The organism is Lactococcus sp. UBA7128 (assembly GCF_002492185.1).
Classification (GTDB): domain Bacteria; phylum Bacillota; class Bacilli; order Lactobacillales; family Streptococcaceae; genus Lactococcus; species Lactococcus muris.
Genome location: NZ_DKXK01000014.1, coordinates 16,852 through 41,956, shown reverse-complemented (window position 1 = coordinate 41,956; position 25,105 = coordinate 16,852). Strand labels below are relative to the sequence as shown.

The window sequence follows — 25,105 nt, the reverse complement described above, 5'->3', positions numbered from 1 at the left end:
GACTTCTTGACAGCTGTACAGAATGGCTCTATTGATAACAACTGGGGGAACCCGGGGCCTGAGGAGAATGTTCAACCCGACCAAATCAATTTTAGCATTATGGCACCGGGGACTATCTTCACTATGGCTAATGAGCAGTATCGTTATTTGGAGAATCAGGGTGGTGGGAATCATTTGATTATTCGGAATGAAGCTGGTGTACAGATTTCTTGGGATAATCAGAATACTCGTCTCAATCAGTGGTATGATGCTCTTGACCCAGCAGTTCAAGCCATGGTACAACCTGTAGAAAATACTTTCACAGTAGGAAGTATTGCATTTGCTGATGTTACTTTTGAGGGTAATGGCTGGATACCGCTTCATCTAACAGGAGAAGTAGGTGCAGATAATTCTGCCGTTGACCTAAGTGGTACCAGCCGAGCTTTTTCTCTGTCATTGGCAGATGTGGCACGTTTGTCAGGTCCAGGACTAGCTTGGGAAAGTCGTGAGGAACGTCGCACGGGTCAAATGCGTACATGGTGGCTTCGTACGCCTGGAGAAAGTGGTAGAGGCTGGCGCTTGACCACCGGAGGTGCCCTGCAAACTTATGATTCTAACGCTCAACTAAGGATACGTCCAGCACTTATCGTCCACCAGTAAGTAGTATATAGGAAGGCATGCTCTCTCAAATTCCACTGAGGGACATGCTTTTTTATGTTCTCTGTGCGTAGAAGGTATTTACTCATTAGAAAGTATTTTTTTGTATAAATAGAAAGATGAAAAAGATAGCGATTATAGGTGGGGGCATCATTGGGATGACTTTGGCCAATTATTTAGATAGAGAACAATTTGAAATTACGGTTTTTGACTCAGGGAAAAATCAAGCAACAGGGGCGAGCGCCGGGATTATTTCACCGTGGTTGTCCAAGAGACGTAATAAAAAATGGTATGCTTTAGCGCGGGATGGAGCGTCCTTTTTTGAGCAATTGGTGACGGATTTTAACTTACACGAAAGTATCTATGAAAAATGTGGTAGCTTGTTTTTGAGAAGTTCAAAAGCACTTCAAGAGCTTGAACAGCTTGCCTTAGAGCGTAGAAAAACGGCACCAGAGATTGGTGAAATTCGCCGTCTAAGACCAGAGGAAACAGAAAAAAAGCTGCCTTTACTTAAAGCAGCGGAGAGTTTGTATATTTCAGGTGGTGCTCGTCTAGATGGAAAGGCTTACTTGGAACACCTTCGCGCACGAGCAGAGGCAAAGGGGATTCACATCATTAAAACTGAAGCCAGAGTAAGGAGGAGAAGGCATGACTGGGAGGTTGCTTCAACTCAAGAAAGCTTCTTTGTGGATGAACTGGTTTTGACACCTGGACCAGCATTGAAAAGTCTGTTGGAACAGCTGGGATATTCGGCAGCTGTTTCCCCTCAAAAAGGGCAGCTTTTGTCCTTTGATACAAGCTTTGAGACGGGAGAATGGCCAGTGGCTTTCTTGGATGGCGAGGCAGAACTCATTCCTTTTCAAGAGGGACGTCTGCTTCTGGGCGCTACACATGAGAATGAAGCGGCTTGGGACTTAAGTCCCACCCAAGAAGCTTTTGAACAGTTGACAAAGGGAGTACAACCTTTTTTGAAAGAAGATTTTTTCACAAAAACAGCCTATAATTATCGTGTAGGAACACGGGCTTATACACCAGATTTTGCACCGTTTTTCGGTCCAATAGAGGGCGAAGCAGGTTTAATAGTGGCGAGTGGATTGGGATCCTCAGGCTTAACGACAGGACCCTATATTGCCTATCTTTTAGCGCAGTATCTCAACAGTACTCAACGTCAATGGGAGATGGGGATATATACAAAAGATTTGAAAAACTATATAAAAGCCAAAAATGCTTCAAAATAAAAGACGTATCAAAGGGTGTGTTATAATGGAAAAGATAGATTGAAAAAACAGAAAGATAGTAATGGCCAAAATATCAGATTTAATCGTTAATACACCAGAAAAAACAGAAGTTGAAGGCATTTTTCATAAGCATTCGAAAGGTTTTGGTTTTGTAAACCCACTGGATGCAATCGACAAGAGCAATGATATCTTCATCTCACCAAAATTTACCAAATCAGCCATGGATGGAGATACTGTCCTTGTTCGAGTGCTTCATCAAAAAAATGCGAAACGTGGTGCAGATGGGCAGATTATAAAAATTATAAAGCGCTCTGTTACTGAAACCGTTGGGACCTATAAAAGTTTATCAAGTCGTCAAAGCAAATTGACGGGTTATAAAGGAATCATTCAACTTTACAATGAAAAAATAACAGATCCTTTGTACATTAGGCAGCCTCTTCCCGGGTTACAGGAAGAAGATGTGGTACGTGTCAAAGTAACACAGCATCCAGATGAAGACAAGGCTTTTGAAGGGCAATTGCTAGAAATTATCGGTCACAAGGATGATGTCGGGATCGATATTTTAGAGGTGCTTTGTGCCATGAAAATTCCGCAAGAATTTACACCGGAGACAATAGCTCAAACGGAAGCAATACCAGAAGAATTAACCGAGGAAGACCTTGCTGGTCGTGAAGATTACCGTTCAGAAATCACTTATACGATTGACGGTGAGGATTCGAAAGACTTAGATGATGCCATCCATGTTAAGAAGTTAGCCAATGGAAATTATGAGCTAGGTGTTCACATCGCTGATGTTTCTCACTATGTGACCGATGGCTCCCCTTTAGATGAGGAGGCCTTCGCACGTGCCACATCTGTCTACGTTACAGATCGTGTTGTGCCCATGTTGCCGGTAAAACTTTCAAATAACCTTTGTTCGCTGAACGAAGCCCAAGAACGTCTAACCATGTCATGCATTATGGAAATCAATAAATCAGGTAAAATTATCAATTATAAGATTGGTCCATCGGTGATTAAGACAACTTATCGCATGACCTATTCCACAGTGAACAAGATGCTCAACAAAGGCCAAGAAGGACATCGTGAAAGTTTAGAGCAGTTCCCTAAAATTGTGGACTCTGTTGCTATTGCTGGCGAACTTCATGCGCTGCTCGAAGAGATGCGCCATCAACGTGGCATGATCGAATTTGATGAAAGTGAAGCGAAAGTTCTCTTGGACGAAAAGGGGAATGCGATTGATGTTGTGAAACGTGATCGTGGCACGGCAGAACGTATGATTGAGTCCTTTATGCTGGCAGCCAACGAAACAGTTGCCCTTGATTTTCGGAAGAAAAAACTGCCTTCGCTTTACCGCGTGCATGACAAACCTAAGGAAAAAGCGTTTGCCAAACTGATGGAAAAGGCTGCAGATGCTGGATTTAGCTTAAGCTCTGATTCTCATGAAGCCGTGAATTACTTTGCGGAAGAGATTAAGGGTACAGCATTTGAAAAAACGCTGACTTATCAATTACGTCATACCATGTCAACAGCTTTGTATTCTGAAAAAAATACGCATCACTATGGTTTAGCCGCGACGGACTATACACACTTTACCAGTCCAATTCGTCGTTATCCCGACTTGGTTGTACATCGTTTGCTTCGTCTTTATTCAAAAGATCATTCCAACCGTACAAAAGAAGAATGGAAAGACCGTTTGCCTGAAATTGCTAAACAGTCTTCCGACATGGAACATCGTGCAGTTGTGACGGAACGCATCGTTGACGCCATGAAAAAAGCAGAATATATGCAAGATCATATTGGGGAAGTTTACACAGCTACCGTAACCGGTGTTCAAAAATTTGGCCTTTTCATGGAACTTGAAAATACTGTACAAGGTTTGATTCGTACGGTCAATCTTCATACCGGTGTTGAAGAAGCTATCGAATTCGATGAAGAAGAAGACATTTTCAAGGGCAAAAAATCAGAAAAAACTTACCGCATGGGTGATGTCCTAAAAATTCGTGTCATTTCCGCCAACAAGCGTAAAGGGACCGTTGATTTTGAGGAAGTTATTGAAGAATAAAGGTTCTGTATACTCTGTGGTGGTAGATGAAAATCGGTTCTGTATACTGTATGGTGGTAGATGAAAATCTACTGCCATTTTTTTGTAGGAAAAAAGCCATAGTAATCCGCTAAAATGAAGTTACCAACCACCATTTATTAGTTAGGATTCCTATGACTCATTCAGATTCTATCACACTTTCGCTCGACTTGAAAGCCTCAGACCTCGATTTCCCTTTAGAAAATTTTATCCGATATGGTTTTGCCAAAATAACAGGACAACATGAAGCACAAATTTTTACCGCCACTTATCGACCTAAAACTACAATTTGCCCAGCTTGTGGAGTGATGAAAGAGGCAAGAAAAGTACGTGCCTATTCCACTTCAGAAGTCCTCCTCACACCTTCTGGACATCGTCCAAGAGTTCTCGAATTGACCAAGGCAAAGTATAACTGTGGAGATTGTGACGCTACATTTACACCCACACCTTATTTTATTGAACCTCGAGCCAATGTGTCTTCTGTTCTTAAAGCAGCTATCTTGATTGATTTCAAAGTCAAAATGTCTATGCGTGATGTTGCCAGCCGTTACTTTGTTTCCCCTGCCTTTTGTTAGAAAATTCTTGATCGGATTTCCCTCAAACAAAAGTTTAGGAGTCTACCAAAAGTTCTCTGTTTTGACGAATTCAAAGCCACTCAAAATGACGACAATGGGCTTGCTTTTGTCTACGCAGATGGTCTGACACATGACATCTTAGATATTTTAGAGTCTAGAAAACAAGTGGACTTAATAGCTTATTTTCTCAATTTTCCTAGAAGTGAGCGTTTGAAAGTCAAAACAATTGTCATGGATATGAATGCTTCTTACCCTGCCCTCATGACCCTTTTTCCTCACGCACAACTGCTTATTGATGGTTTTCATGTCATCCAGCAATTATCAAGAGCTTTCAATCAACTTCGTGTTAAGGAAATGAAGAACTTGAAGAAACTCAAAGGCGACAATGGCAAGATTTATCGTAAGCTAAAAAAATACTGGCGACAGCTGCTCAAGTGGAACGGCAAGGTCAATTACCAAAAGCGTAAGCAATTTCCGCTTTTCAGGGGCGAATGGAGAACGGAAGGTGAGGTCATTGATGCCCTTTTGAGCTACTCTCAGAAGCTCCAAGAAGCCTATATGGTCTATCAGAATGCCTTGGATGCCTTTGCCAATAAGCAAGCAGACGACTTTTTTGAGGCTATTGAAACCATGCCTGAAAGCTTACCAGAGGACTTTAAAATTAGCTGTCGTTACTTGCTTAAACACAGAGCTGCCATTGGTCGTGGGATTCTTTCGCCTTATTCCAACGGCCCACTCGAAGGGAAGAATAACCTTTGTAAGCTCATTAAGCGTATTGCCTTTGGCTTTGGGCGTTTTGACCATCTTAGAAAACGGATTTTACTTCAACAAATTCTCTCAAAAACAAACTAAAAAACTGCCCGAAGACAGTTTTTCAAGTGATTGATCTGTAACTCATTTTACTTTTACCACCGCAGAGTTGACAGAACCGAAAAAATTCCCCTATCATTTACTTGAAAATATTCAAAAAAGTTATCGTAACTTACACTTTTGAAGCTAAAGACCATAGAGCTGAATATTGCCCTATGGTCTTTTTTGTCTTATGGAAGTTCTTTTAGAATATTGTCAGAGATTCTGTCTTATGAACCTAAATTAGGATTCAATGTTGCAAGAACAGTTTGAAATTCATAAGTGTACCTGCATCCAGCCTAACATTAACTTTGATAAAAATTTGCCTAATAGTCTAGGGTTTCTCCCCAAGTTTCGAAGAAAAAGGCAGAAGGACTGGCTTCACCTTACTCTTTATTTCTGTATCTCTCAAGTTCTAAATCTCATCTACTCTAAAGAGGTTCCCGTCTTCAATCCTGTACACACTGTCACTATTTTTTATCATCCGTGCATCATGGGTCACCATAATAGTGGCTTTATTTTTTTCATGTGCTTCTTTTCTCAAAATATCCACAACTTGGTAAGCTCTTTCTGTATCTAAGCTGGCTGTTGGTTCATCAGCTAAAATTAAGCTTGGATCATTGTAAAGTGCACGTGCGATTGCAACACGTTGACGTTCTCCACCAGAGAGCTCTCCAGGATATTTATCTTGTAGTTCTAAAATATCTAAGGAGTCGAGCATTTCATCTATTTTTCCTTGATTGATATTCTTTTTATTTATTTTATCCACAAGTTTCAACTGTTCTTTGACAGTCAAGTAAGGAATGAGGTTCGAAGCTTGTAGGATAAAGCCAACTTCTTTAAATCTTACTTTGGAGCGTTCTTTTTCTGACAGTTGATTAAAGTCAATTGTATTGATTTTTGTTGTTCCTGTTGTTGAAGACTGAAGCCCCCCAGCGATTGTTAAGAAAGTACTTTTACCAGAGCCCGAAGGACCAATGATTGAGATAAACTCCCCAGCTTGTACCCGTAAATCAATGCCTTTCAAGGCTTGAACTTCTGTTCGCCCCTTACCAAAGCTCTTTGTGACTTTATCCATATGTAGAATATCTTTCATTACTAACCTCCAATCGCTTGTGTAGGATCAATCTTTCTTATCGTATACAGTGAAAATACAGAACCCAGTATGGACACGATAATCAATACGAAACCATAAATTGTCCAGATAGAAAAATCAATTGCAAATGGCATAGCTTGCGGGAGCACGAAACTTGTGAGATAGCTCCCACCAAAAGCTGCAACTACACCAACCAATGCCAGCCAAAAACTTTGCCATAAGATAGACTTCATAATAAGGAAATTTGAAATCCCTTGCGCCTTCATAATCCCAAAGATGGGAACTTTTTGTAGCGTGATGACATACATAAAGACGGCAATAATGAGCAGCACAATCAAGAACAAGAAATAAATCATGGCGCTGAGTGTTGTTTTCTGTGCGGAGTAACCAGGAATGTTGTTGATAAGTTCAGAAGTTGTGATGACTTTTAATTTATCTGAGCTTGAACCTTTCAAGCTTACTTGACCAGATTTTACAATGACACCATTCACAGAAGCTTCTGCGGCGGCTGTGTTCATATTTTTAATTGCGGACAAAGTAGTGAATGAACTGTAGACGACAGGTGTTGCTGAATAGTAAGTCGGTTTGGCAATGCCAACAATTTTTAACTCTGTATCGTTATTCCCTACCTTTATCTTGTCCCCCACTTTATAACCCTTGTCGGCAAGGTTTTCTGGGATGACGACTTCTTTTTTATCTTCCGAAAAATCGTTGCCTTCTTTTACATTTGGTAGAATATCAGAGCCAATTGGAAGCGCCATGACTGTAATATTCTCTCTTTTATTTTCTCCTTGATTGATCGACGTTGAAAAAATCGAAACGGGAGATAATTCGTCTCCTTCAATATTATCTAACTCTGTTTTTGAAATTTGAGAAGCAGATAAAATATTATTCGAACTGTCTGACAGAACAATCTTTTCTGCATTCCAATCCACTACAGCTTGTTTAAACTGGTCCGCAAGGCCAGTCGATAGACCTGACAATATGAAAACAACATAAGAAACCAAAAAGATGATTGTTGCTATCAACGTGTACCTTGTCTTGTAATAAAATATTTCTTTAAGTGATAAAAACATAATACAACTCCTTGAAGAACTTCACGTTCTCTTCTTTATTGATGATTTTGACTGCCTGAGAGACCATTCATAATCACTGCAACTTCACTGTCATAGTGCGCAACAAATTCTTGATCACTCCACTCTTCTGCAAACAGTCTGTAGACAAGATCATGCACAACTGCTTTGAACACGGAAATCATTGGCGAAACAGGCTCTTTACTTACAAATGTTTGAGGATTATACTTTTTCCAAGCTAAAGTCAATTCGTGATTCCAATCTAAAAAGCGATATTTATAGATGGCGTAATTTTCATTATGCACGAGTTCCTTTAGTAGTAAATGCTTGTATTCGTCTAGGGCTTGTTCAAGCGGATATTTTTGGATTGCGTCTAAGAAAAGCTGGTGAAGCTCACGTGTCTCTTGAGACAGGACATACATATAACAATCCGTTAAATCTTCAAAATATTGATAAAAACTTCCACGAGGAATGTCTAAACTTTGCACAATATTTCTTACCGTTGCTTGATGAAAGGGTTTATCCGCAAACTCTGTCTTACAAGCCGCGTAAATTCGTTGCTTTTTTTCTTCTGGAAGCTTTAGATATGTAGCTTTAGGCACTTTATTTCCTCCTTCTCTTATCAAAATGACACAGTGTCACTTTAGGGTAAATTTTAACAGTTTAAGCATTAAGAGTCAAATATATGAGCTTATTTTATTCCATTCTCATTTTTCAAACTTTGTATGATTCTAAAATAAAAAAAATTTGTAAGTTGAATATCTTGCAAAAGCAAAATATAAGCAGTAGAATGAAGATGGAAATAAAATAATAAGGAGGAGTTTTGTATGGTCGACAAAGGTACAACAGATAAACTTAAAGGTAGCGCTAAAGAAATTGTTGGTGATGTTACAGGTGACAACAAGAAAAAAGCTGAAGGCTTCCTTGATAAAACGATCGGTAAGGTGAAGGAAGTTGCCGCAGACATCAAAGAAGCCTCTGAAGATGCTGTGGAAGATGTAAAAGAAAAACTTGAGCATCATAAAAAGTAAGATAAAAAGCACTGTACGCAGTGCTTTTTATCTTTTAAAATTACAGGCTTGGCAAAGAAAGAATTATTTTGAACAAGTCCCCATCTGTTTCCAAAAGGAAATGGCCGTCATGAGCTTCCACAATCGACTGAGCTATAGCTAGCCCCAAGCCTGAACCTGTTGTATTCCTTGATAAATCCCCTCTTTTAAAACGCTGCGACAATTCTTGACTATCTTCTCCTAATTCTTCTCGCGAAATATTTTTAAAGATTAAATCAATCATGCCTTTATCATTTTTATGTCCCGAGATATAAACTCTCGTGTTCTCCATAGAGTACTTCAAAATGTTGTGGATTAAATTTTCAAACACTCTCCACATCTTATCCCCATCAACCGAAGCAAACAGTTCCTTATCTGTTTGTGTGATAAATTTCAAAGAAGAAGATTCTATTTTTTCAGAGAGCTCAGCCAGTGACTGATCGAGCAATTGTACAAGGTCGACCTTACTTTTTTTCAGTTCAATATTGCCGCTAGCCATTTTTGAAACTTCAAAAAGATCATCAATAAGAACTTTTAAACATTTTGATTTTTGGTCGATAACTTCGACATACTTATCCTTTTCATCTTGAGAAAGGTCGGCATTACGCAATAAATCAACAGAAGTGATGATTGAAGTTAAGGGTGTTCTTAAATCATGTGAAACATTCGTAATGAGTTCTGTCTTCAAACGTTCACTTTTTATTTGCTGACTTTTGGAAGATTTCACCTCTTCATTGATTGTTTTGAGATTTTCAGAAATTTCTCGAAAAACAGTTTTTCCCTTGGGCTTGATGTTTAACATTTCAGCATTTTCCCCTTGAGCAATCACCTCAATAATTTTTACTGTCTGATTAAACATGGCCAGCCTTCGCAACAAATAAATGAAGATAAGCAAAAGATAAATCACAAGCACGAACAAGTAAAGAACAATGGCTTGTCCTCCCCACATCAGTGCGAGCAGAAAACCAAGGAAGGCTGCCACCATACTCCAGAAAATGAACCAAGCTTTTGAACCTGTTGAAAAATTGCTGGCAGCATCTTTTATGAGAGAGAGGCTTCTAGCAATGTAGGTTTTCTTCCAGTTTTCTCTATCCTTTGCCTTGTGGTAAATCACCCAACCTACAAGAAAGAGCAGATAGAGCACCAAGAAAGCCCAACAATATGCTTGCAGAAAAGGTATAAGATTCCATGTGACTTTAGCTTCATGTATGAGTGATAAGTAAAGGAGAGAAAGGAACAAGGCAATGAAAATCTCTCCATCAAGGGCTATTTTATCCCATGATTTGACTTTCTCCAGAAGCGCATCTTCTCCTTTTTCTGTTTTCTTCCAGTAAACAAGGAAGGCTGCAAAACTTAAAATGCTCACGCAAAGAAGACCTATCGTCAGATTTTTCATCTCTGTAAAACTTTTGAAAGATGCTCTTTGATCAAAGTTGCTATTTTTTAATATAATAATTTGACCTTCAAAGCGATTTTGACCGTCAAAACTAAGTTGGCTTATATTCCCTTTAAATAAAGTTTTCGCTGTTGCAAAAGTTTTATTTTCAGAGATGTTATCAAGATGTTTCCCCGATCTGGTTTCGGTCAGTTGATAGTTAATATCTGAGGAAAGATCTTTATATTGTGGCAGCCAATCTGCTTTTTGCTGCGCGATTAATTCTTTCTTCTGCTCCTTTATTTTTTCTGTGACGTATTTGTCGTCTGTGAACAACTTATCCACTTCATTTAACTTTTTATTTTGCTCCTCCTCAAGTTTCCTTACAAGTGATTTGTCGCCAGATTCTTTCGCTTTACTGAGACGTTCAAGGAAGACAGGATCCTCTTTAATCGTTGCCACTTGCGTATACTTATCCGGTTGATTCATCCGGTATTCTTCAATATCTTCTGTTGTCACCTCTATTGGTAAATTAGGATTTACCTGAGTATTCATTAACGCTTCTTCTAAGGTTGAAATTTCTTCTTTGAAGTATTTTGACTGAAAATAATCATTAAAAATATATTGTTCAGCATTTAGAACTGTAAAAACTAAACTGTTTACTCCTAAAAGCAGCAAAGCTAGCCCGATACTCACTGCAAACTTATTTTTCCATTTTATAACCAATGCCCCACACCACCTTTAAATACTTTGGATCTTTTGGATTTACCTCTATTTTTTCACGAATTTTTCTTATATGTACAGCCACAGTATTTTCTGCATTAAATCCTGGTTCTTGCCAAACCCGTTCGTAGATTTCCGTAATAGAAAAAACTTTTCCAGCATTGCAAGCCAGCAATTCTGTAATTTTGAATTCTGTAGGTGTTAACTTTATCAATTCCCCGTCTACTCTCACTTCCTTCCCTTCTTGATCAATGGTCAGTCCACGAAGCCGAATTACTTTTTCTTCTTTTTCGTAACTTCCCAAGGAAGTGTATCTTCGGAGCTGCGACTTAACGCGAGCAATTAATTCCAAAGGATTAAAAGGCTTGGTTAAATAATCATCAGCTCCAATTTGTAGGCCTAAAATTTTATCCGTGTCTTCACTTTTAGCACTCAGCATCAGAATCGGAATCTGTTGTGATTGACGGATTTTAAAAGTGGCTTCAATACCATCGAGCTTAGGCATCATGACGTCCATGATGATTAAATGAACTTCTTCTTTATCCAGAACCTCCAGTGCTTCAATACCATCTTTTGCTTGAATGGCATGGATTCCTTCATTCTTTAGATAAAGTGCAATCGCTTCACGTATGTCTTTCTCATCATCCACAATTAGAACAGTATGATTCATGTTTCCCCCATTTCCACTTGATGAAATTAGTATAACAGAAATTTATGAACAGTTTTTAGCTTAATTTCTTAATACTTTCTTAAGTTTTTATGTTAAAGAGCGTAAAATAAAAAGTACGTTTCTGTGAAAAGAACCTCCTCAAACAGATTCTACTGTATAGTTTTTACAGTATCTATTTTACTTGGTTCTTTTCACAGAAATTGCACTTTTTTCCATTTTTCACTGAATAATTTTTTCAATCTGAGAAAGGACTGCTTTCTCCTTATTACTGCCTATAATCCACTTCGCTCTTGCTTTCGCTTGGTCATTGGCATTGGCTACAGCATAGGAATAGCCGGATATTTCCAACATTTCAAGATCATTATTCGCATCACCGAAGGAAGCTAAGTTTTGAGGAGAAAGTTCAAGCTCTCGCAAGACTTTCTCAATAGCTGCACCTTTATTGCTACCTTCAAGAACGATATCCAGATAGATATTCCCACTCGTCACAGCCTTTATCCCTTTTTTAAAATAACTATTCAGTCTTGCTGTGACAGTAGCTAACTCTGCTTCGGGGATAATTGTTGCAAATTTAACCACAGTATCTTCTGGTAGCTGCTCAAAAGAAGAGAGAAGTTCTAGTTTTTCATAATATTTATGAGCAAAAGTTTCAAACTCTTCTGAAACACTCTCTAAAGTATAAGCGCTCTTCGCACCACAAACAACGACAGGAATCTTTAAATCTGCAAGCAAGTCGAGAACTTGGCTCACCTCTTTTGGGTTAAAACTTGCGACTATCTCCACTTCATCATTAATGGTAATGATTCCGCCATTTTCAGAGATAAAAATAATATCTTTAATATCTTCAAAATAAGACTTTAACTTAAAATATTGATTACCACTTGCCACGATGAAGCGAATCCCTTTGGCATTCATTTTTTGCTGCAGGGTAGAGAAGTACTTTTTATCATAAGTAGATTTTTCATCCAAGAAAGTGCCGTCCATATCTGTCGCAATAGCTGTTATCATTTTATTTACTCCTCTATATTCTGAATCTATTTTATCAAAATATAAACTTTTATGTTGGTTATGTTTCTCTTTCGGTTACTTTCACAAAATAGAGAAAAAACGCAATGCTCACCAGTTTCTCTGTGGCAGTAGTCAAAGCTATTGTAACTTCTCCTTCTAAATTATTTGCTCTTTGTAAATGTAACCTCATCTTCTGAAAGAAACTCTGTACGCAAGGACGAACCATATTCTTAACTTCATTATCAAAACTTTCATCCAAAGAAACATTATGACTGGTTTCAATGCTGTTCTCTTTCAAAACAGTGCCCTACTTCCTAAACACCAGTATATTTTTGAGTTTTCAGCCTATCAGTCATTATGGCTGCTAAAAAGCACAATAAAATAAAAATGAAACATTCACATTTCACTTTTATTTTATTGCGCTTTTTCTTCTAAAGTACGTTCCACATCTAACTGGCGGATATTGTATGTCGCTTCAAGCATTTCCACACGTCGAACAGAACGGGGTAAAAATTTTCGGATGTCATCCTCATTGTAACCCACTTGAAGTCGCTTATCATCAAGAATCAATGGGCGACGTAAAAGTGTACGGTTGTCCTCAATTATAGCGACGAGTTCATGAAGAGAGAGACGTTCAAAATCTAAAGATAAGCGCTTATAAGCACGGCTTCTTGTCGATATTATCTCCTCCGTGCCATTTTCAGTCAAAGATAAAATATTAAGGAAATCTTCTGGATATATTTTATCTGTTACCAAATTAATTTCTTCAAACTCTAATCCATGATTAGTTAGCCATTCTTTGGCTTTTTTACAAGAACTGCAAGCCATGACAGTGTATACTTTTATCATATCCTTTTCCTCACCTTTCTTAATTTTATCTCATTTGTATTTAACATAATTATATCATTTTTAAACAAAATGTCAAACTGACTAAATTTTGTAGTATTTTATATATAAACGTAACAAAATAAGAACTGCATCAAAGCAGTTCTTATTCCTCATATACGCGGTAAATTCTATCTGATAAGAGACAAATAACTTCGTAGCCGATAGTTTTCCGCCAATTTGCGATATCCTGAACCGTAATCTCTTTATCCCCGTTTTTCCCTATCAAGGTCACTAAAGTTCCCATGTCATAGTGTCGCGGGAGACGAATCGTCATTTGATCCATAGAAATGCGCCCGATGATTTCACAAAAATGTCCATCAACAAGAACCTTAAAGCCTTGCATATCACGTGTCCAACCATCCGCATATCCTATAGAAACTGTGCCCACATAGGTGTCTTCTTCTGCACGGAAAGTTGCTCCATAGCCTACTGTATCTCCTTTATGAATTTTTTTCACATGGGTCAGTTCTGAATGCAAGCTCAAGGCCGGCTCTAACTCATAGGGCAATTCTAACTCATCGCCACTTGGATTTAAGCCGTACATAGCCAGACCAACGCGTTCAATATCCTGGACATCCTGATTTTGCCATAATCCTGCTGCAGAATTTGTGGAATGCACATACTTTGGTCGATGACTAAGTTGACTTACCAAAGCATCAAATTTGGCTTTTTGTTCTTCAAACTGTGTTGTGTCTTTTTCATCGGCCGTTGCATAATGTGTAAAAATCCCCCGAACACTAATGTTATACTGTTCCGCAAGCGCAATAATTTGATTTGCTTCCTCAGCCGTTGTCACACCAATTCTTCCCATACCTGTATCTACCGCGATATGAATTCTCAGACGCGAAAAATGCTTATTTTTATTGGAAGCAATGACTTGTTGAAGCCACTCTAAACTTGGTGCAGTCAAAGTAATGTGTTGGCTGGCAGCAATTTCCGCGTGCTCTGGAACAATACCTGATAAAACTAGAATTGGTTTGATAATCAGCTGCTGGCGAAGTTCAATAGCTTCATCAAAATTTGATACACAAAAACCATCCACAATTCCCTCAATATGCTGTGCAACCGCAACTGCACCATGACCATAGGCATTGGCTTTTACAACTGCCCAAAGTTCTGGTTTATCCCCAATGTGCTTTCGCATCTTTTTGACATTATTCTCAATCGCTGATAATTTAATGACGGCTGGTGTGTGACGATGTGGTGCTGCTTTCATAATATCTATCCCCTTTTTGTTTTCAATCTCTACTTTCCAAAAGAACCATAGCCACTGCTTCTTGGTTACTATGTGAGATACTCAAATGTGCCTGTCCAGCAAAGGGATGCTTTAAAAAATAAGGTTTTCCTTTATCATTTTTAGAAATTTCTATTTGATGAAAAGAAAGCTGACTGTCAAAGCCTGTTCCCAATGCTTTGGAAAAGGCTTCTTTTGCTGCCCACCGTCCAGCTAAAAACTCCATCTGGCGTTTTTTTGAGGTAAAACTTTCAAAATGAGCAAACTCGCTTATTGTTAAAACTCGCTGTGCAAATTTAGCATTGTGTTCCACTGCTTGGATAATGCGAGATATTTCAACATTATCTATCCCTATACCGTAAATCATTCCTCTATTATATCAAAATTTTAAACACTTTATTTTAATTTTTTCTTTTACTCTCAGAAACAAAAAAACAGCAGCAGACTTTCATCTACTGCCGTAAAATATACATAATTCTTATTATTTAGCCAATTCGTAAATTGCTTCAGCATAGATAACTGCTGATTTGAAGAGGGCATCCAATGGTTTATATTCATTTGCTTGGTGCATTGTATCTTCTTCACCTTCAAACATTGCGCCATAAGCAACACCGCGTTTAAGGAGACGACCAAATGTACCACCACCGATTACTGTTTCGTAACCTTTAAGGCCAGTGTGTTTTTCGTAAACGCTGATCAATGTAGAAACAAGTTCATCTTCCATTGGGACGTAGTGAGGTTCCATAACGTGATCGTTCATAGTCACTTCTTTTACGCCTTCAAGAGCTTCAAGAACTGCTTTGATTTTGTATTGGTCAGTACCTTGTGGGAAACGGAAGTTAAGAGCGATTGTACCTTCACCATTTTCGTCAAAGTTCCAAACACCAGCATTCATCGAAGTTGCACCCATAAGCTCATCATTGTAGGCTGTGCCTAATTTTTCACCTTCGTGGTCATCAATCAATGTTTCAGCGGCAAGTTTGATGTAGGCAGCTGCACCGGCTTCGAAGTCGAATTGATTGAGGAATTTAGCAAGGTAAGTTGCACCGTTAATGCCTTTAAATGGCATTGCACCGTGCGCAGATTTACCATAAATTGTTACTGTTGCTTTACCGTCAGTTTCTTCAAGGTCAAAGCGCAAGTTTTTGTTAGCATTTTCAGCAACAAAAGCTTCCAATTTTGCTTGGAGGTCTGTCGCACCTGAGATTACTGCAGTTGCAGATTCAGGGACCATATTTTCAGCCAGGCCAGCTTTGAAAGAGTGGAGTACTACAGCACCAGCATTTTTTCCGTCAAAGTGAAGGTACTCTGTAACGTTACCTTTTTCACCATTGATGATTGGGAACTCAGCGTCTGGAGAGAATCCGAAATCTGGCAATGGCAATTCACAGTGTTCAAAGTAGTAATCCATATCTTTCCAACCTGTTTCTTCGTTTGTACCAACGATGAAGCGGATTTTTTTAGATAATGGCACACCAAGGTCTTTCAGGATTTTCAAACCATAGTAACAAGCCATAGTTGGGCCTTTATCGTCTGAAGCTCCACGTGCGTAAAGGTTACCATTACGGATTTCAGGTTCAAATGGGTTTGAGTCCCAACCAGAACCGGCAGGAACAACGTCCAAGTGACCGAAGATACCTAAAACTTCGTCGCCTTCTCCGTATTCAAAGTGACCAACATAGTTGTCATAGTTTTTAGTTTGATAGCCATCACGCTCAGCCAATTCCAAGAATTTGTCAAGGGCTTTACGAGGTCCAGGACCAAATGGGTTTTCTTTGTCCGCATTTTCCATGTCCATTGCTGAATCGATACGAAGAAGTTCAAACAAATCTTCGAGCATTGCGTCTTTGCGCTTTTCTACTTCTGCAGTAAAATCAATAGTTGTCATGAGTGCCTCCATTTTTCGACCTTTTGCGAACATTCTCACAAAAAATCTTTTTTCTAAACTGCTATAATTATACCAAAAAAGTAAAACGTTTGCATTTCCCAAGCAAAAACTAATCTTTAAAAAACTTAAACATTTTGACTTGTGGTGTCGGCAAAGCTACTTTTGAGAGGTCCGAAAGCTTAACCCAAAGTTGATTTTCATTCAGTTTTTCTTCTTGAAGAACAAAATTTTCCTCTGGAAGACATTCAATGATTTGGACAAACCACTTCAAGTGAGAAAAAACATGCGTGATTTCTCCGACTTTGGTCATGCGTGAGATACTGTCTGGCACATTTGTTGGTGGCACCAATGTATCATTATCAAAGTCTTCTTTAGATATCTCCTGCATAGGAAAAGTCCACATATTAGCAAGTAAACCTGTTGCAGGACGTCTTTGGAGATAGTATTCACCTTGTGAATTTTTGAGAGCATAGGCAGTATAGTAAACGTGTTGCTGCTTTAACTTTTTACTTTTGACGGGATACTTCAGTTGCGTGCCTTTAGGTCTGGCTTGACAATACGCAGCTAATGGACAAATCTCGCATTTAGCAATTTTGGGCGTACATACCATTGAACCAATATCCATTAGGGCTTGATTAAAATCCCCGGGATTCTCTTCCGAAATTAATTCTCTCAACTTTTTATCAAATATTTTCCGAGAAGCTGCCTTCGAGATATCTGCATCAATTTCAAACAAACGGCTCGTCACGCGCATCAAATTTCCATCAATGGCTGGCTCAGGCAAGCCAAAAGAAATCGAAGCAATGGCCGCTGCAGTATAGGGACCAATCCCTTGCAGACTTTTAATATCTTCCAAAGTGTCAGGAAATTTACCATGAAAGTCTGTCATCACTTGCTGAGCAGCCACTTTTAAATTTCGTGCTCGAGAATAATAACCCAAACCTTCCCAAAGTTTCAGAAGCTCATCGTCATCTGCTGCTGCCAAATCCTCAATCTGAGAATACTTTTCCATAAAGCGCAGATAATAGGGCATAACTATTTCAACCTGTGTCTGTTGAGACATGATTTCAGAAATCCAGACAGAATAGGCAGATGTAGTTTTACGCCATGGTAAAGGCTTTTTGTGTACCTTATACCATCCTAAAAGATCTTGTTGGAACTTTTTTATTTCTGTTTTGTTCATACCTATCATTATAACAAGTTTTTATAGAAAAACCTCTCCACTTATCACTGTGAACCAGAAGCTTCTCCTTTCTTTTTCGAATACAAAAAAAGTGAATCAATATAATCCACCTTTTGATCTATAAAAATATTATTCATTTTCTTTTCCCAAAACCTCTTTGACACGTTCAGCGACTTCATAAGGTACGCCTGCTTCAGCGACTTGAGCAACATCAGCCTCAGAAATGGCTTTAAGTGACTTGAAGGTCGTCATTAATTTTTGCTTACGTTTTGGTCCAAGTCCCGTAATACCATCCAGTTTTGAAGAAAAGGTATTTTTCCCCCGGACTTGCCGATGGAAAGTAATCGCAAATCGGTGGACTTCATCTTGAATGCGTTGCAGAAGAAAGAATTCTTGCGATTGCCGACTCAGTGGCACGACTTCCAAAGGATCGCCAAAAAGTAACTCGCTGGTTTGGTGTTTGTCATTTTTAGCCATACCTGCAACAGGAATGGCTAAACCTATTTCTTTCAGAATAGCCTTGGCTGCATTGACTTGCCCTGCACCACCATCCATTGCAATCAAGTCAGGTAAAGCAGTACCTTCACGTATGGCTCGGCTATAACGGCGCGTAATCACTTCACGCATTGAGGCATAATCATCTGCACCTTCGACTGTTTTAATCTTGTATTTGCGATAATCTTTCTTTGAAGGCTTGCCATTGATAAAGACAACCATCGCTGATACTGGTGAAGTCCCCATGATATTCGAATTATCGAAAGATTCAATACGGACGGGAGTTGGAATGTTGAGAATTTTTCCGAGATTCTCAATAGCACCTTGCGTTTTAATCAAGTCTTTTTCGAGGAGGTCAAATTTTAATTGTAACTGTGTCCGGGCATTTTTCGTCGCCATCGCAACAAGCTGTTTCTTCTCCCCACGACTTGGTTTGAGAACTTTGGTTTGAGTAACTGCTTCGACAGCTTCCGCATCAATTTCTGAAGGCAATAAAATTTCTTTGGGCACCATGTGTTCAGCTTCTTGATAAAACTGTCCGACGTAAGTTAAGAAATCATCTTCTGCTTCATTGTAATAAGGAAACATATTGACATCACGTTGAATCATTTTACCTTGTCGCACAAAGAAGACCTGCACGCACATCCAGCCTTTATCCACATAGTAGCCAAAAACATCGCGGTCTTTTAAATCGTGGTTCATGACACGTTGTTTTGTTCTTAAAGTGCTAATCGAATTGATAACATCACGATACTCTGCTGCTTGTTCAAACTCCATTTTTTCAGAAGCCGCAAACATTTTTTCTTTGAGTTCATTGATAATCTCTTTATCATCACCCGTTAAAAAATGTTTGACTTCTTGAGCCATGTCTTTATAAACTTGTGGATCTACATGATTTACAACCGGGCAGAGGCATTGATGGATATGATAGTAAAAGCAAACCTTCTTTTCATGCAAGCCGCATTTTCGAAAGGGGAAGATACGGTCTAAGAGGCGCTTGACTTCATTGGCTGCTTTGACATCTGGATAAGGCCCAAAATACATGGCACCGTCCTTTTTGACACGGCGCGTAATCATCAGGCGTGGGTATTTTTCATTGGTAATCGTCAAAAAAGGATAATATTTATCATCCTTAAGCATGATGTTATATTTGGGCTTATAACGTTGAATCAAGTTGATTTCAAGAACCAGAGACTCAATATTTGACTCAACCACAATCCACTCTAAATCTTCAATCTCGCTGACTAAAAGCTCGGTCTTTGTATTATGGGAACCATGAAAATAGGAACGTACGCGATGTTTCAGATTTTTCGCCTTCCCAACATAGATAACGGTTCCATTTTTATCCTTATGTAAATAGCAGCCTGGACTGTCTGGTAAGAGTTCCAGCTTTGCTTTAATCGTGTTATTCATGGTTTTATTATAGCATATTTGCTAATAGGACTTTTGTTAAATGAACCCTGTAAGTTATACGTTCATATTGAGGAAGGATACTTCACCACCTACTTCTTTCTTTTCTTATTCTTCCTACTTTCTATAAATATCTCAATACCCTCTCTAAAATATATCCCTAAACTGATAAAAATGATGACATTCCAGTTATTACTTCCCTCTAGAGAAAGATTTATAAATAACAGCATCAACGATACGATGCTTAGAGTAATCAGTATTACTATTTTTCTTTTGTTCATCTATTTTCCTTTTGACTTGCTCAATAAAGTTTAAACTTCATCTAGGTTTGACATCTTTTTTAAAATGTAATCTTCTAACTCATCCGTTTTCCGAAAGTTATTTTCAAAAAATAGCGCTTGATTTTCTTTTAAATACACGATGTCATCCGATAATTCAAAGGCTATTTTAGAAACATGGGTAGAAAAAATAATTTGCATCTCCTTCTTTTTATGTTTCAGTATTTCGGTAATTTCTCCAAAACTAACAACATCAATATCTGAAAAAGGTTCATCCAATAAGAGGACTTGTGGTTTCGATAATAGCGCTATGATGATACAGAGTTTACTTTTCATGCCTTTGGAAAAATCCTTTATTATCTTATTTTCAGGTTGAAAGTGTAATTGCTTAAATAATTTTTCCTTCTCTTGGAGATCTATTTTTTGATTTTTAAAAGTAAAGGTCGTATCAATAAATTCATTTGCCGTCATAAATTCAAAAGGAAGTTCATTATCCTCTAACAATATCACTTTCTCAGCATCATAAATTTCACCGCCATCTGACGCTAATGTCCCATTTAAAACATTTAATAAGGTGGTCTTTCCGACCCCGTTTCTTCCAAAAATACTGTATATTTTTCCTTGTTTAAACTCTAAATCAATATTTTTAAATATGTATGTATCCCCAAATTTCTTGGATAATTTTTCTGCTCTCATAATCTCTCCAATAAAGTTATAAATAAGGTCAGTAGCTATCTCAACATATACGCTAACATAGCAAATAAAAACACCGATGTTATGACAAACAAACCATAGTAATCTATTTTTTTATTGTCGCTATATCCGCTTTCCATAATAAATACTCCAACGATGATTCTGCTAAAAACTAATATTGTCGTTAACACAAGCCCAATCATAAAGAATGTTAATGACAATCTTACAAATATATTCAAAATAACCTGCACAACCAGTAAGAAAAATAAAATCCTATAGCCATACCGAATTAAAAAGCATTTTTTATTCCAACCTATCATTTTCAAGTAGTTTATCATTGGTTTGCTGCAAATATTCGGCATTAAAAGAAAGGATAAAAGTGTTACAAATACAATCGTCTTACTTATCTCGCTTATAGGAAGCATTCCCAAAAGACCTGCCGGAATAATCAACCAAAAAGCTGCGCCTTTTATATAGCCCTCAAAAAATTCCTGAGTCATTCCTCTAAAATTTCTTTTCTCCTCAATGTTTTTTAAGGCAGGATTTCGCTTTATGATAAGAAACATTAAAATATGAATTATCAATAGCGTAAAGATGACATTTACAATTATCCCAAAACCAGATGAACCTATCAAATGTTCAATATCTGGTGATTTTAAGACTGCAGGAAACATCAAAGTGACTGTAGCAACGATAAAATAAGAAACATACCAAGGATAGCGGATGCTCTCACTTCTTTTTATATCCATAATAGCCACCGTCTTAGAATAAACATAGTAAGTCGTAATAACTAGACAAAACACCATAAGCAAGACTCCTCCTATTCCTGATTTTAAAAAATAGGGAAGTATTGCTACATCAACTAAAATAAAACTTCCCAGTGCATATATCGCATAATACCGTCCAACTTTTTTTATATTTATAAGCCGTTCTTCTTTTGTAAACATTTTCCCTAGTAGGAACTGTAAACTTTTTATTTTTTGATCGCTCATCTTAGCTTGTTTGGAAAAGATAAGAATAGAAAGTGTCATCAATATAATTTGTGACAATACCAAATGCACTGTAGCCACGTTTATCCGCGAAGTATAAACTGTGATCGCCCCAAAAACAACAAGATAGAAGAGACAGCGCACCAGTAGATAAAAATTAAAGATTATTTTTTTCCATAATTGCCCTAAATCTGATAAAAGAAGATTATGCTGAAAAAAATAATTCCTATTTAAGCGATAAAACAATGAAAATATTTTAATCATACCAACTCATAACCTAACAGCTTCAAGCGCTTTATCCTTAATAACCACTACCTGCTCACAACTTTTCGCGACTTCTTTACTATGTGTAGCGATGATTATTTTAGTTCCTTTTCGTTTTAGCTCTTGAAAAATATCTAATACGATACGCTCTGTCTCTTCGTCTAAAGCACCCGTAGGTTCATCCGCTATTAATAGTGTGGGTGCTTTCGCCATAGCTCGAGCTATGGCAACACGTTGACATTCGCCGCCAGACAAATGTTTAATTTTTTTATGCGCATAGCCCTCTAATCCAACCATTTTTAAATAGTCCATTGCTTGACTTTTAGATTGAGCACTTTTTTTCCTAAACCCCAACAATATATTTTCCATGACATTACGATCATCTAAAAGATTATAGTGCTGTGTGATGATACTGATATTTTTCAGTCTCAAATCTGCCATTTTATCAATTGTTTTGTAAACTAAATTGTGATTAAAAAAGTATTCTCCCTCATAGTTGATATCCAATCCTGCAATAATATTTAATAAAGTCGTCTTTCCCGACCCACTTCTCCCCATTATAGCTATAGAGGGAGTGACATCAGAAAGGGAGAAATTCAGATTTTCAAACAAGACTCTTTCTATTTGCTTGTTTTTAATGATGTTTTTATTAATATTTTTCAGCTCAATCATTATTAGTATAACTCCTTTTTAATTTTGATAGATAGGCACTCTTTAAAATCAAAAAATCAATGATAAAATAACCTGCCTGTAGGATAAGCAAGATAAACAGGAGTTCTAACCGCTTTATGGAAGAAATTAAATAAACAGTTAAGAAAATAATAGCGCTTAACATATATTCTGTCATGGAGTACCTCAAGACAATAAAATTTATATCACGAACACGGTATCCCTGTATCCAAAAATATTTTATGATGTTTATCCTTCTCTTTATCATCACTTTGTCTAAGCAGCGCAATACAATGTAGAGGGCTAAACTTAGTAAAGCTATCACACCAAAAATAAGATTTAAATTTTTTTGAATAATATTGTACATAAAGTTAAACTGAATCAAATAAGCGGGCATAGACCACAAAGTGTAATGAGAAAAGTTGCTCTTTAAAGAAATATCATGTAATTTATTGAGTAATTCCGTACCCGTCATGTCTCTTGAGGCAGCTATGTTGCCATTTATCATCGCGAAATTTAATATGCCATAAAATTCCTTGCCTTTTTCCGTCGCTTTTGGAAGTTTTGGAGGATAGGGGATGATAAAGTAGTTGTCAATAAAAGTATTTCTATTGTTTTGATAAAATAGTGATGCATTTTCCCTTAATATCCCCACAACTTTGAATTGATACTTTTTAAAATATAAACTTCCACCTATAATGTCTCCAACATTGTATATGTCATTATAGTCTGAACCCAAGAGTATGGGTAAGACATTAGAGTCATAATTCACAGTATCCCAATCTATCGTCGTCCCTTTTTTAACACTCAAATTAAAAAAAGAGAAAGCCTGAGCGTTCATTTGTAGAGCTTTAACATCAAAGAGCTTTTCCCCTGTTTGTTCATCTTGATAAAAGCCCTTTTTAGTCCTCTCCGTATCAAAAGCATAATCAAACTGCATGTCTCCTTTAAAGTCAGTAACTGGAATGGGTTGATCAAAAATTGATAGAAAGTTAAAATTATCACTCTTATTTAATTGATTGTAAAAGTCAGCAACATGGTTTATAGAGGAAATATCCCCTCTAAATTTAGAAAAATCATTGGGATCTTGCAAATTATCGACTAATCCATACATGTTTTCTTTTTGAGCATCTGAAAATTCCCTATCGATAGCTTCATTGCTTGAATGCATGAAGGAGATACAAATATAAAAAAATATAAATAAGAAAGAAATCAGTGTTGATTTCAAAGCAATCAATACAACGTTTTGCTTTAAGTCAAAGTATAAATTTTTCATTTAATTCCCCTTTTTAGAAGGTGAGAACTTGTGACCAATCCAATAATAATTATAAGCAGAGAAGGCAGTAATAAATACAGCTCTATGCTGGATTCCACAAACAATTTTGATAACACAATACAAAATACATTCGTGACTAAAAACACTAAAAGTACTTTAAATAAGAGCACTGTCCGTATATTTTTAGGGGACTTTCCTTTTAAGAACATGACCTCAGCATATGTTTTACTATACAACCATGACAATACGCCTATGATTAAAGAAATGAAGCCTATTGATAATACAACCATATAAGTAATAAAAGGAGTAATATAATCGATGTTGCTTCGCCTTCCTAAATTATTACTGACCTTATAGTTTGGTTTAGAGATGTTGACACTGTCTGGGCTATCAATAATAATATTTTCATTTTTATCCTTTGAAAATAGAGCTTCATCTTTTATTATTACTTCATCTGAAAGAATACTGTCCTTGCTTAAACCCAGATACCCGATTACCTCGTATAATTTTTCATTATAAGAAAAATACTTAACACCATGATGCTCCTCCAGTGGAACTGATGAACCTACTAGAGCTTTTCTTTCATCTTTTTTAAAATTCCTCCCCGCATAGACGGGGAAGTCGGACATATTGCCTTTAAACTCAAATGCTCTAATATGATCCTCTTCTGAAAGAACTTTAAAAACTTTTGCATTGATACTCATTTCATCAAGTATCTTACTATAACTACCACTTGTTTTAAGTGCGTTTTTTGTGTATAAATTGTTGGCTTCTAGATATATTTTATTTTGTTTATCCTTATATAAAGAGAATACAGCTATTAGCATATAGACCAGTAGGAGCAGTGAAATTATTTTAAGTAAACTTTTCTTTGTCATATCAATCTCTTTTCCAAAACATGTGACACCGTATTAAATTCATAAAGAGTATCTGCAGTTTGTTATGGTTTAAGTTACAGTGCTAGTTAAAAATACTGTTAAATTCACAAAATTAACTGAAACCACGGGTCAAATTATCTCCCATAGTAAGTTTTTGCAATACCCGGAGAACCAAGTTCTTTAGTAAAAGCTTTCCATGGAGAAACGGCTTCTGTTCCACCAACGCCCCAAATGCGACCAGAGGTAGCGACAACTTTTCCCCAATCTTCCAAACGCGCTACCGTGTAATGCTTCGTTCTAGGCCAAGTCGTCCAACCGTGGGCTCTCTTATAGGTGTTTCCACCAGATTTTTTTATATCTGCCCTGCCAGTATGATGAGGAGTTGCTCTAAAATGCATAGCATTATAACCGAAAGTACCCTTCCCTTCTTCCCATCCTCCTAACATATCGGACTTTGCAATCATAGGAGAGGATAATCCTAGGATAGTTAAAGCAAGCAAAAGTGATGTATATTTCTTTTTCATATTAATCCCTTTCTTTTAAAGATCTACCTATATACATTTGATATCGGTTTTTTATAACTAAATT

24 protein-coding genes and 1 pseudogene are annotated in these 25,105 nt (G+C 37.4%); 6 read left to right on the top strand and 19 right to left on the bottom strand.

All coding sequences use genetic code 11. From position 1 onward, the window contains the following. The 5 genes and pseudogenes from B4H39_RS01780 to B4H39_RS01760 form a co-directional block, all read left to right on the top strand. Positions 1–639 (top strand): annotated as a pseudogene (locus B4H39_RS01780) (hypothetical protein); the annotation flags it as partial. A 116-nt stretch (positions 640–755) separates the two neighbouring features. Beyond that, entirely contained in the window at positions 756–1,874 is a 1,119-nt protein-coding gene (locus B4H39_RS01775) for an NAD(P)/FAD-dependent oxidoreductase (protein ID WP_251423685.1), read from the top strand. 61 nt (positions 1,875–1,935) lie between these two features. After that, positions 1,936–3,936: a ribonuclease R gene (rnr, locus tag B4H39_RS01770; RefSeq protein WP_251423688.1), complete on the top strand. Its 2,001-nt coding sequence runs from the start codon at positions 1,936–1,938 to the stop codon at positions 3,934–3,936. Between the two features lie 152 nt (positions 3,937–4,088). Beyond that, complete coding sequence (locus tag B4H39_RS01765) at positions 4,089–4,529, top strand: hypothetical protein (protein ID WP_251421603.1); 441 nt, start codon at positions 4,089–4,091, stop codon at positions 4,527–4,529. A gap of 3 nt (positions 4,530–4,532) precedes the next feature. Beyond that, positions 4,533–5,381: an ISL3 family transposase gene (locus B4H39_RS01760; RefSeq protein WP_349680278.1), complete on the top strand. Its 849-nt coding sequence runs from the start codon at positions 4,533–4,535 to the stop codon at positions 5,379–5,381. A gap of 412 nt (positions 5,382–5,793) precedes the next feature. Here the strand turns inward: B4H39_RS01760 and B4H39_RS01755 are convergent, their stop codons facing one another. Genes B4H39_RS01755 through B4H39_RS01745 form a run of 3 tightly spaced genes read right to left on the bottom strand, consistent with a single transcriptional unit; the run spans position 5,794 to position 8,149 of the window. Continuing rightward, positions 5,794–6,474 carry an ABC transporter ATP-binding protein gene (locus B4H39_RS01755; protein WP_251421606.1) on the bottom strand — a complete coding sequence of 227 codons (681 nt, stop codon included), beginning with the start codon at positions 6,472–6,474 and terminating at the stop codon, positions 5,794–5,796. Between the two features lie 2 nt (positions 6,475–6,476). Next, positions 6,477–7,550, bottom strand: a complete 1,074-nt coding sequence (locus tag B4H39_RS01750; RefSeq protein ID WP_251421609.1) for an ABC transporter permease — start codon at positions 7,548–7,550, stop codon at positions 6,477–6,479. Between the two features lie 35 nt (positions 7,551–7,585). Next, complete coding sequence (locus B4H39_RS01745; protein WP_251421612.1) at positions 7,586–8,149, bottom strand: TetR/AcrR family transcriptional regulator; 564 nt, start codon at positions 8,147–8,149, stop codon at positions 7,586–7,588. 225 nt (positions 8,150–8,374) lie between these two features. Here B4H39_RS01745 and B4H39_RS01740 point away from each other — a divergent pair, with 225 nt between their 5' ends. Continuing rightward, the gene (locus B4H39_RS01740; RefSeq protein ID WP_271327991.1) at positions 8,375–8,578 is read left to right on the top strand and encodes a CsbD family protein; all 204 of its coding nucleotides are present in this window, start codon (positions 8,375–8,377) and stop codon (positions 8,576–8,578) included. A 40-nt stretch (positions 8,579–8,618) separates the two neighbouring features. Here B4H39_RS01740 and B4H39_RS01735 read toward each other — a convergent pair whose 3' ends face one another. The 16 genes from B4H39_RS01735 to B4H39_RS01660 all read right to left on the bottom strand — a co-directional run bounded on the left by B4H39_RS01735 (position 8,619) and on the right by B4H39_RS01660 (position 25,041). Beyond that, positions 8,619–10,697 carry a sensor histidine kinase gene (locus tag B4H39_RS01735; RefSeq protein ID WP_251421615.1) on the bottom strand — a complete coding sequence of 693 codons (2,079 nt, stop codon included), beginning with the start codon at positions 10,695–10,697 and terminating at the stop codon, positions 8,619–8,621. Beyond that, positions 10,675–11,364 (bottom strand): response regulator transcription factor, encoded by a 690-nt coding sequence (locus B4H39_RS01730; protein ID WP_251421619.1) that lies wholly within the window; start codon positions 11,362–11,364, stop codon positions 10,675–10,677. Before B4H39_RS01730 ends, B4H39_RS01735 begins: the two co-directional genes overlap by 23 nt. 219 nt (positions 11,365–11,583) lie before the next feature. Then, positions 11,584–12,372 carry a Cof-type HAD-IIB family hydrolase gene (locus tag B4H39_RS01725; RefSeq protein ID WP_251421621.1) on the bottom strand — a complete coding sequence of 263 codons (789 nt, stop codon included), beginning with the start codon at positions 12,370–12,372 and terminating at the stop codon, positions 11,584–11,586. Between the two features lie 58 nt (positions 12,373–12,430). After that, a complete protein-coding gene (locus B4H39_RS01720; protein ID WP_251421623.1) occupies positions 12,431–12,670 on the bottom strand; it encodes a hypothetical protein in 240 nt (79 codons plus the stop codon). A 116-nt stretch (positions 12,671–12,786) separates the two neighbouring features. After that, positions 12,787–13,221 (bottom strand): Spx/MgsR family RNA polymerase-binding regulatory protein, encoded by a 435-nt coding sequence (locus tag B4H39_RS01715; protein ID WP_251421626.1) that lies wholly within the window; start codon positions 13,219–13,221, stop codon positions 12,787–12,789. A gap of 142 nt (positions 13,222–13,363) precedes the next feature. Next, positions 13,364–14,476, bottom strand: a complete 1,113-nt coding sequence (gene alr, locus B4H39_RS01710; protein WP_251421629.1) for an alanine racemase — start codon at positions 14,474–14,476, stop codon at positions 13,364–13,366. Positions 14,477–14,498: 22 nt separating this feature from the next. Beyond that, on the bottom strand, positions 14,499–14,861 hold the full coding sequence (acpS, locus tag B4H39_RS01705) for a holo-ACP synthase (RefSeq protein ID WP_202231244.1): 363 nt from the start codon (positions 14,859–14,861) through the stop codon (positions 14,499–14,501). A 114-nt stretch (positions 14,862–14,975) separates the two neighbouring features. Continuing rightward, positions 14,976–16,382 (bottom strand): dipeptidase PepV, encoded by a 1,407-nt coding sequence (gene pepV / locus B4H39_RS01700; RefSeq protein ID WP_251421632.1) that lies wholly within the window; start codon positions 16,380–16,382, stop codon positions 14,976–14,978. Positions 16,383–16,491: 109 nt separating this feature from the next. Then, complete coding sequence (gene mutY / locus B4H39_RS01695; RefSeq protein ID WP_251421635.1) at positions 16,492–17,565, bottom strand: A/G-specific adenine glycosylase; 1,074 nt, start codon at positions 17,563–17,565, stop codon at positions 16,492–16,494. A gap of 129 nt (positions 17,566–17,694) precedes the next feature. Beyond that, the gene (uvrC, locus tag B4H39_RS01690) at positions 17,695–19,473 is read right to left on the bottom strand and encodes an excinuclease ABC subunit UvrC (protein ID WP_251421638.1); all 1,779 of its coding nucleotides are present in this window, start codon (positions 19,471–19,473) and stop codon (positions 17,695–17,697) included. A 308-nt stretch (positions 19,474–19,781) separates the two neighbouring features. Then, positions 19,782–20,444 carry an ABC transporter ATP-binding protein gene (locus B4H39_RS01685; RefSeq protein ID WP_251421641.1) on the bottom strand — a complete coding sequence of 221 codons (663 nt, stop codon included), beginning with the start codon at positions 20,442–20,444 and terminating at the stop codon, positions 19,782–19,784. 35 nt (positions 20,445–20,479) lie between these two features. Beyond that, positions 20,480–21,694 carry a hypothetical protein gene (locus B4H39_RS01680; RefSeq protein WP_251421644.1) on the bottom strand — a complete coding sequence of 405 codons (1,215 nt, stop codon included), beginning with the start codon at positions 21,692–21,694 and terminating at the stop codon, positions 20,480–20,482. 6 nt (positions 21,695–21,700) lie between these two features. After that, positions 21,701–22,366 (bottom strand): ABC transporter ATP-binding protein, encoded by a 666-nt coding sequence (locus tag B4H39_RS01675; protein WP_251421647.1) that lies wholly within the window; start codon positions 22,364–22,366, stop codon positions 21,701–21,703. Next, entirely contained in the window at positions 22,359–23,639 is a 1,281-nt protein-coding gene (locus tag B4H39_RS01670) for a hypothetical protein (protein ID WP_251421650.1), read from the bottom strand. Before B4H39_RS01670 ends, B4H39_RS01675 begins: the two co-directional genes overlap by 8 nt. Continuing rightward, positions 23,636–24,517, bottom strand: a complete 882-nt coding sequence (locus B4H39_RS01665) for a hypothetical protein (protein ID WP_251421653.1) — start codon at positions 24,515–24,517, stop codon at positions 23,636–23,638. The genes B4H39_RS01670 and B4H39_RS01665 overlap by 4 nt, the downstream gene beginning before the upstream one ends. Before the next feature lie 134 nt (positions 24,518–24,651). Continuing rightward, a complete protein-coding gene (locus tag B4H39_RS01660; RefSeq protein ID WP_251421656.1) occupies positions 24,652–25,041 on the bottom strand; it encodes a hypothetical protein in 390 nt (129 codons plus the stop codon). Positions 25,042–25,105: the final 64 nt, after the last annotated feature.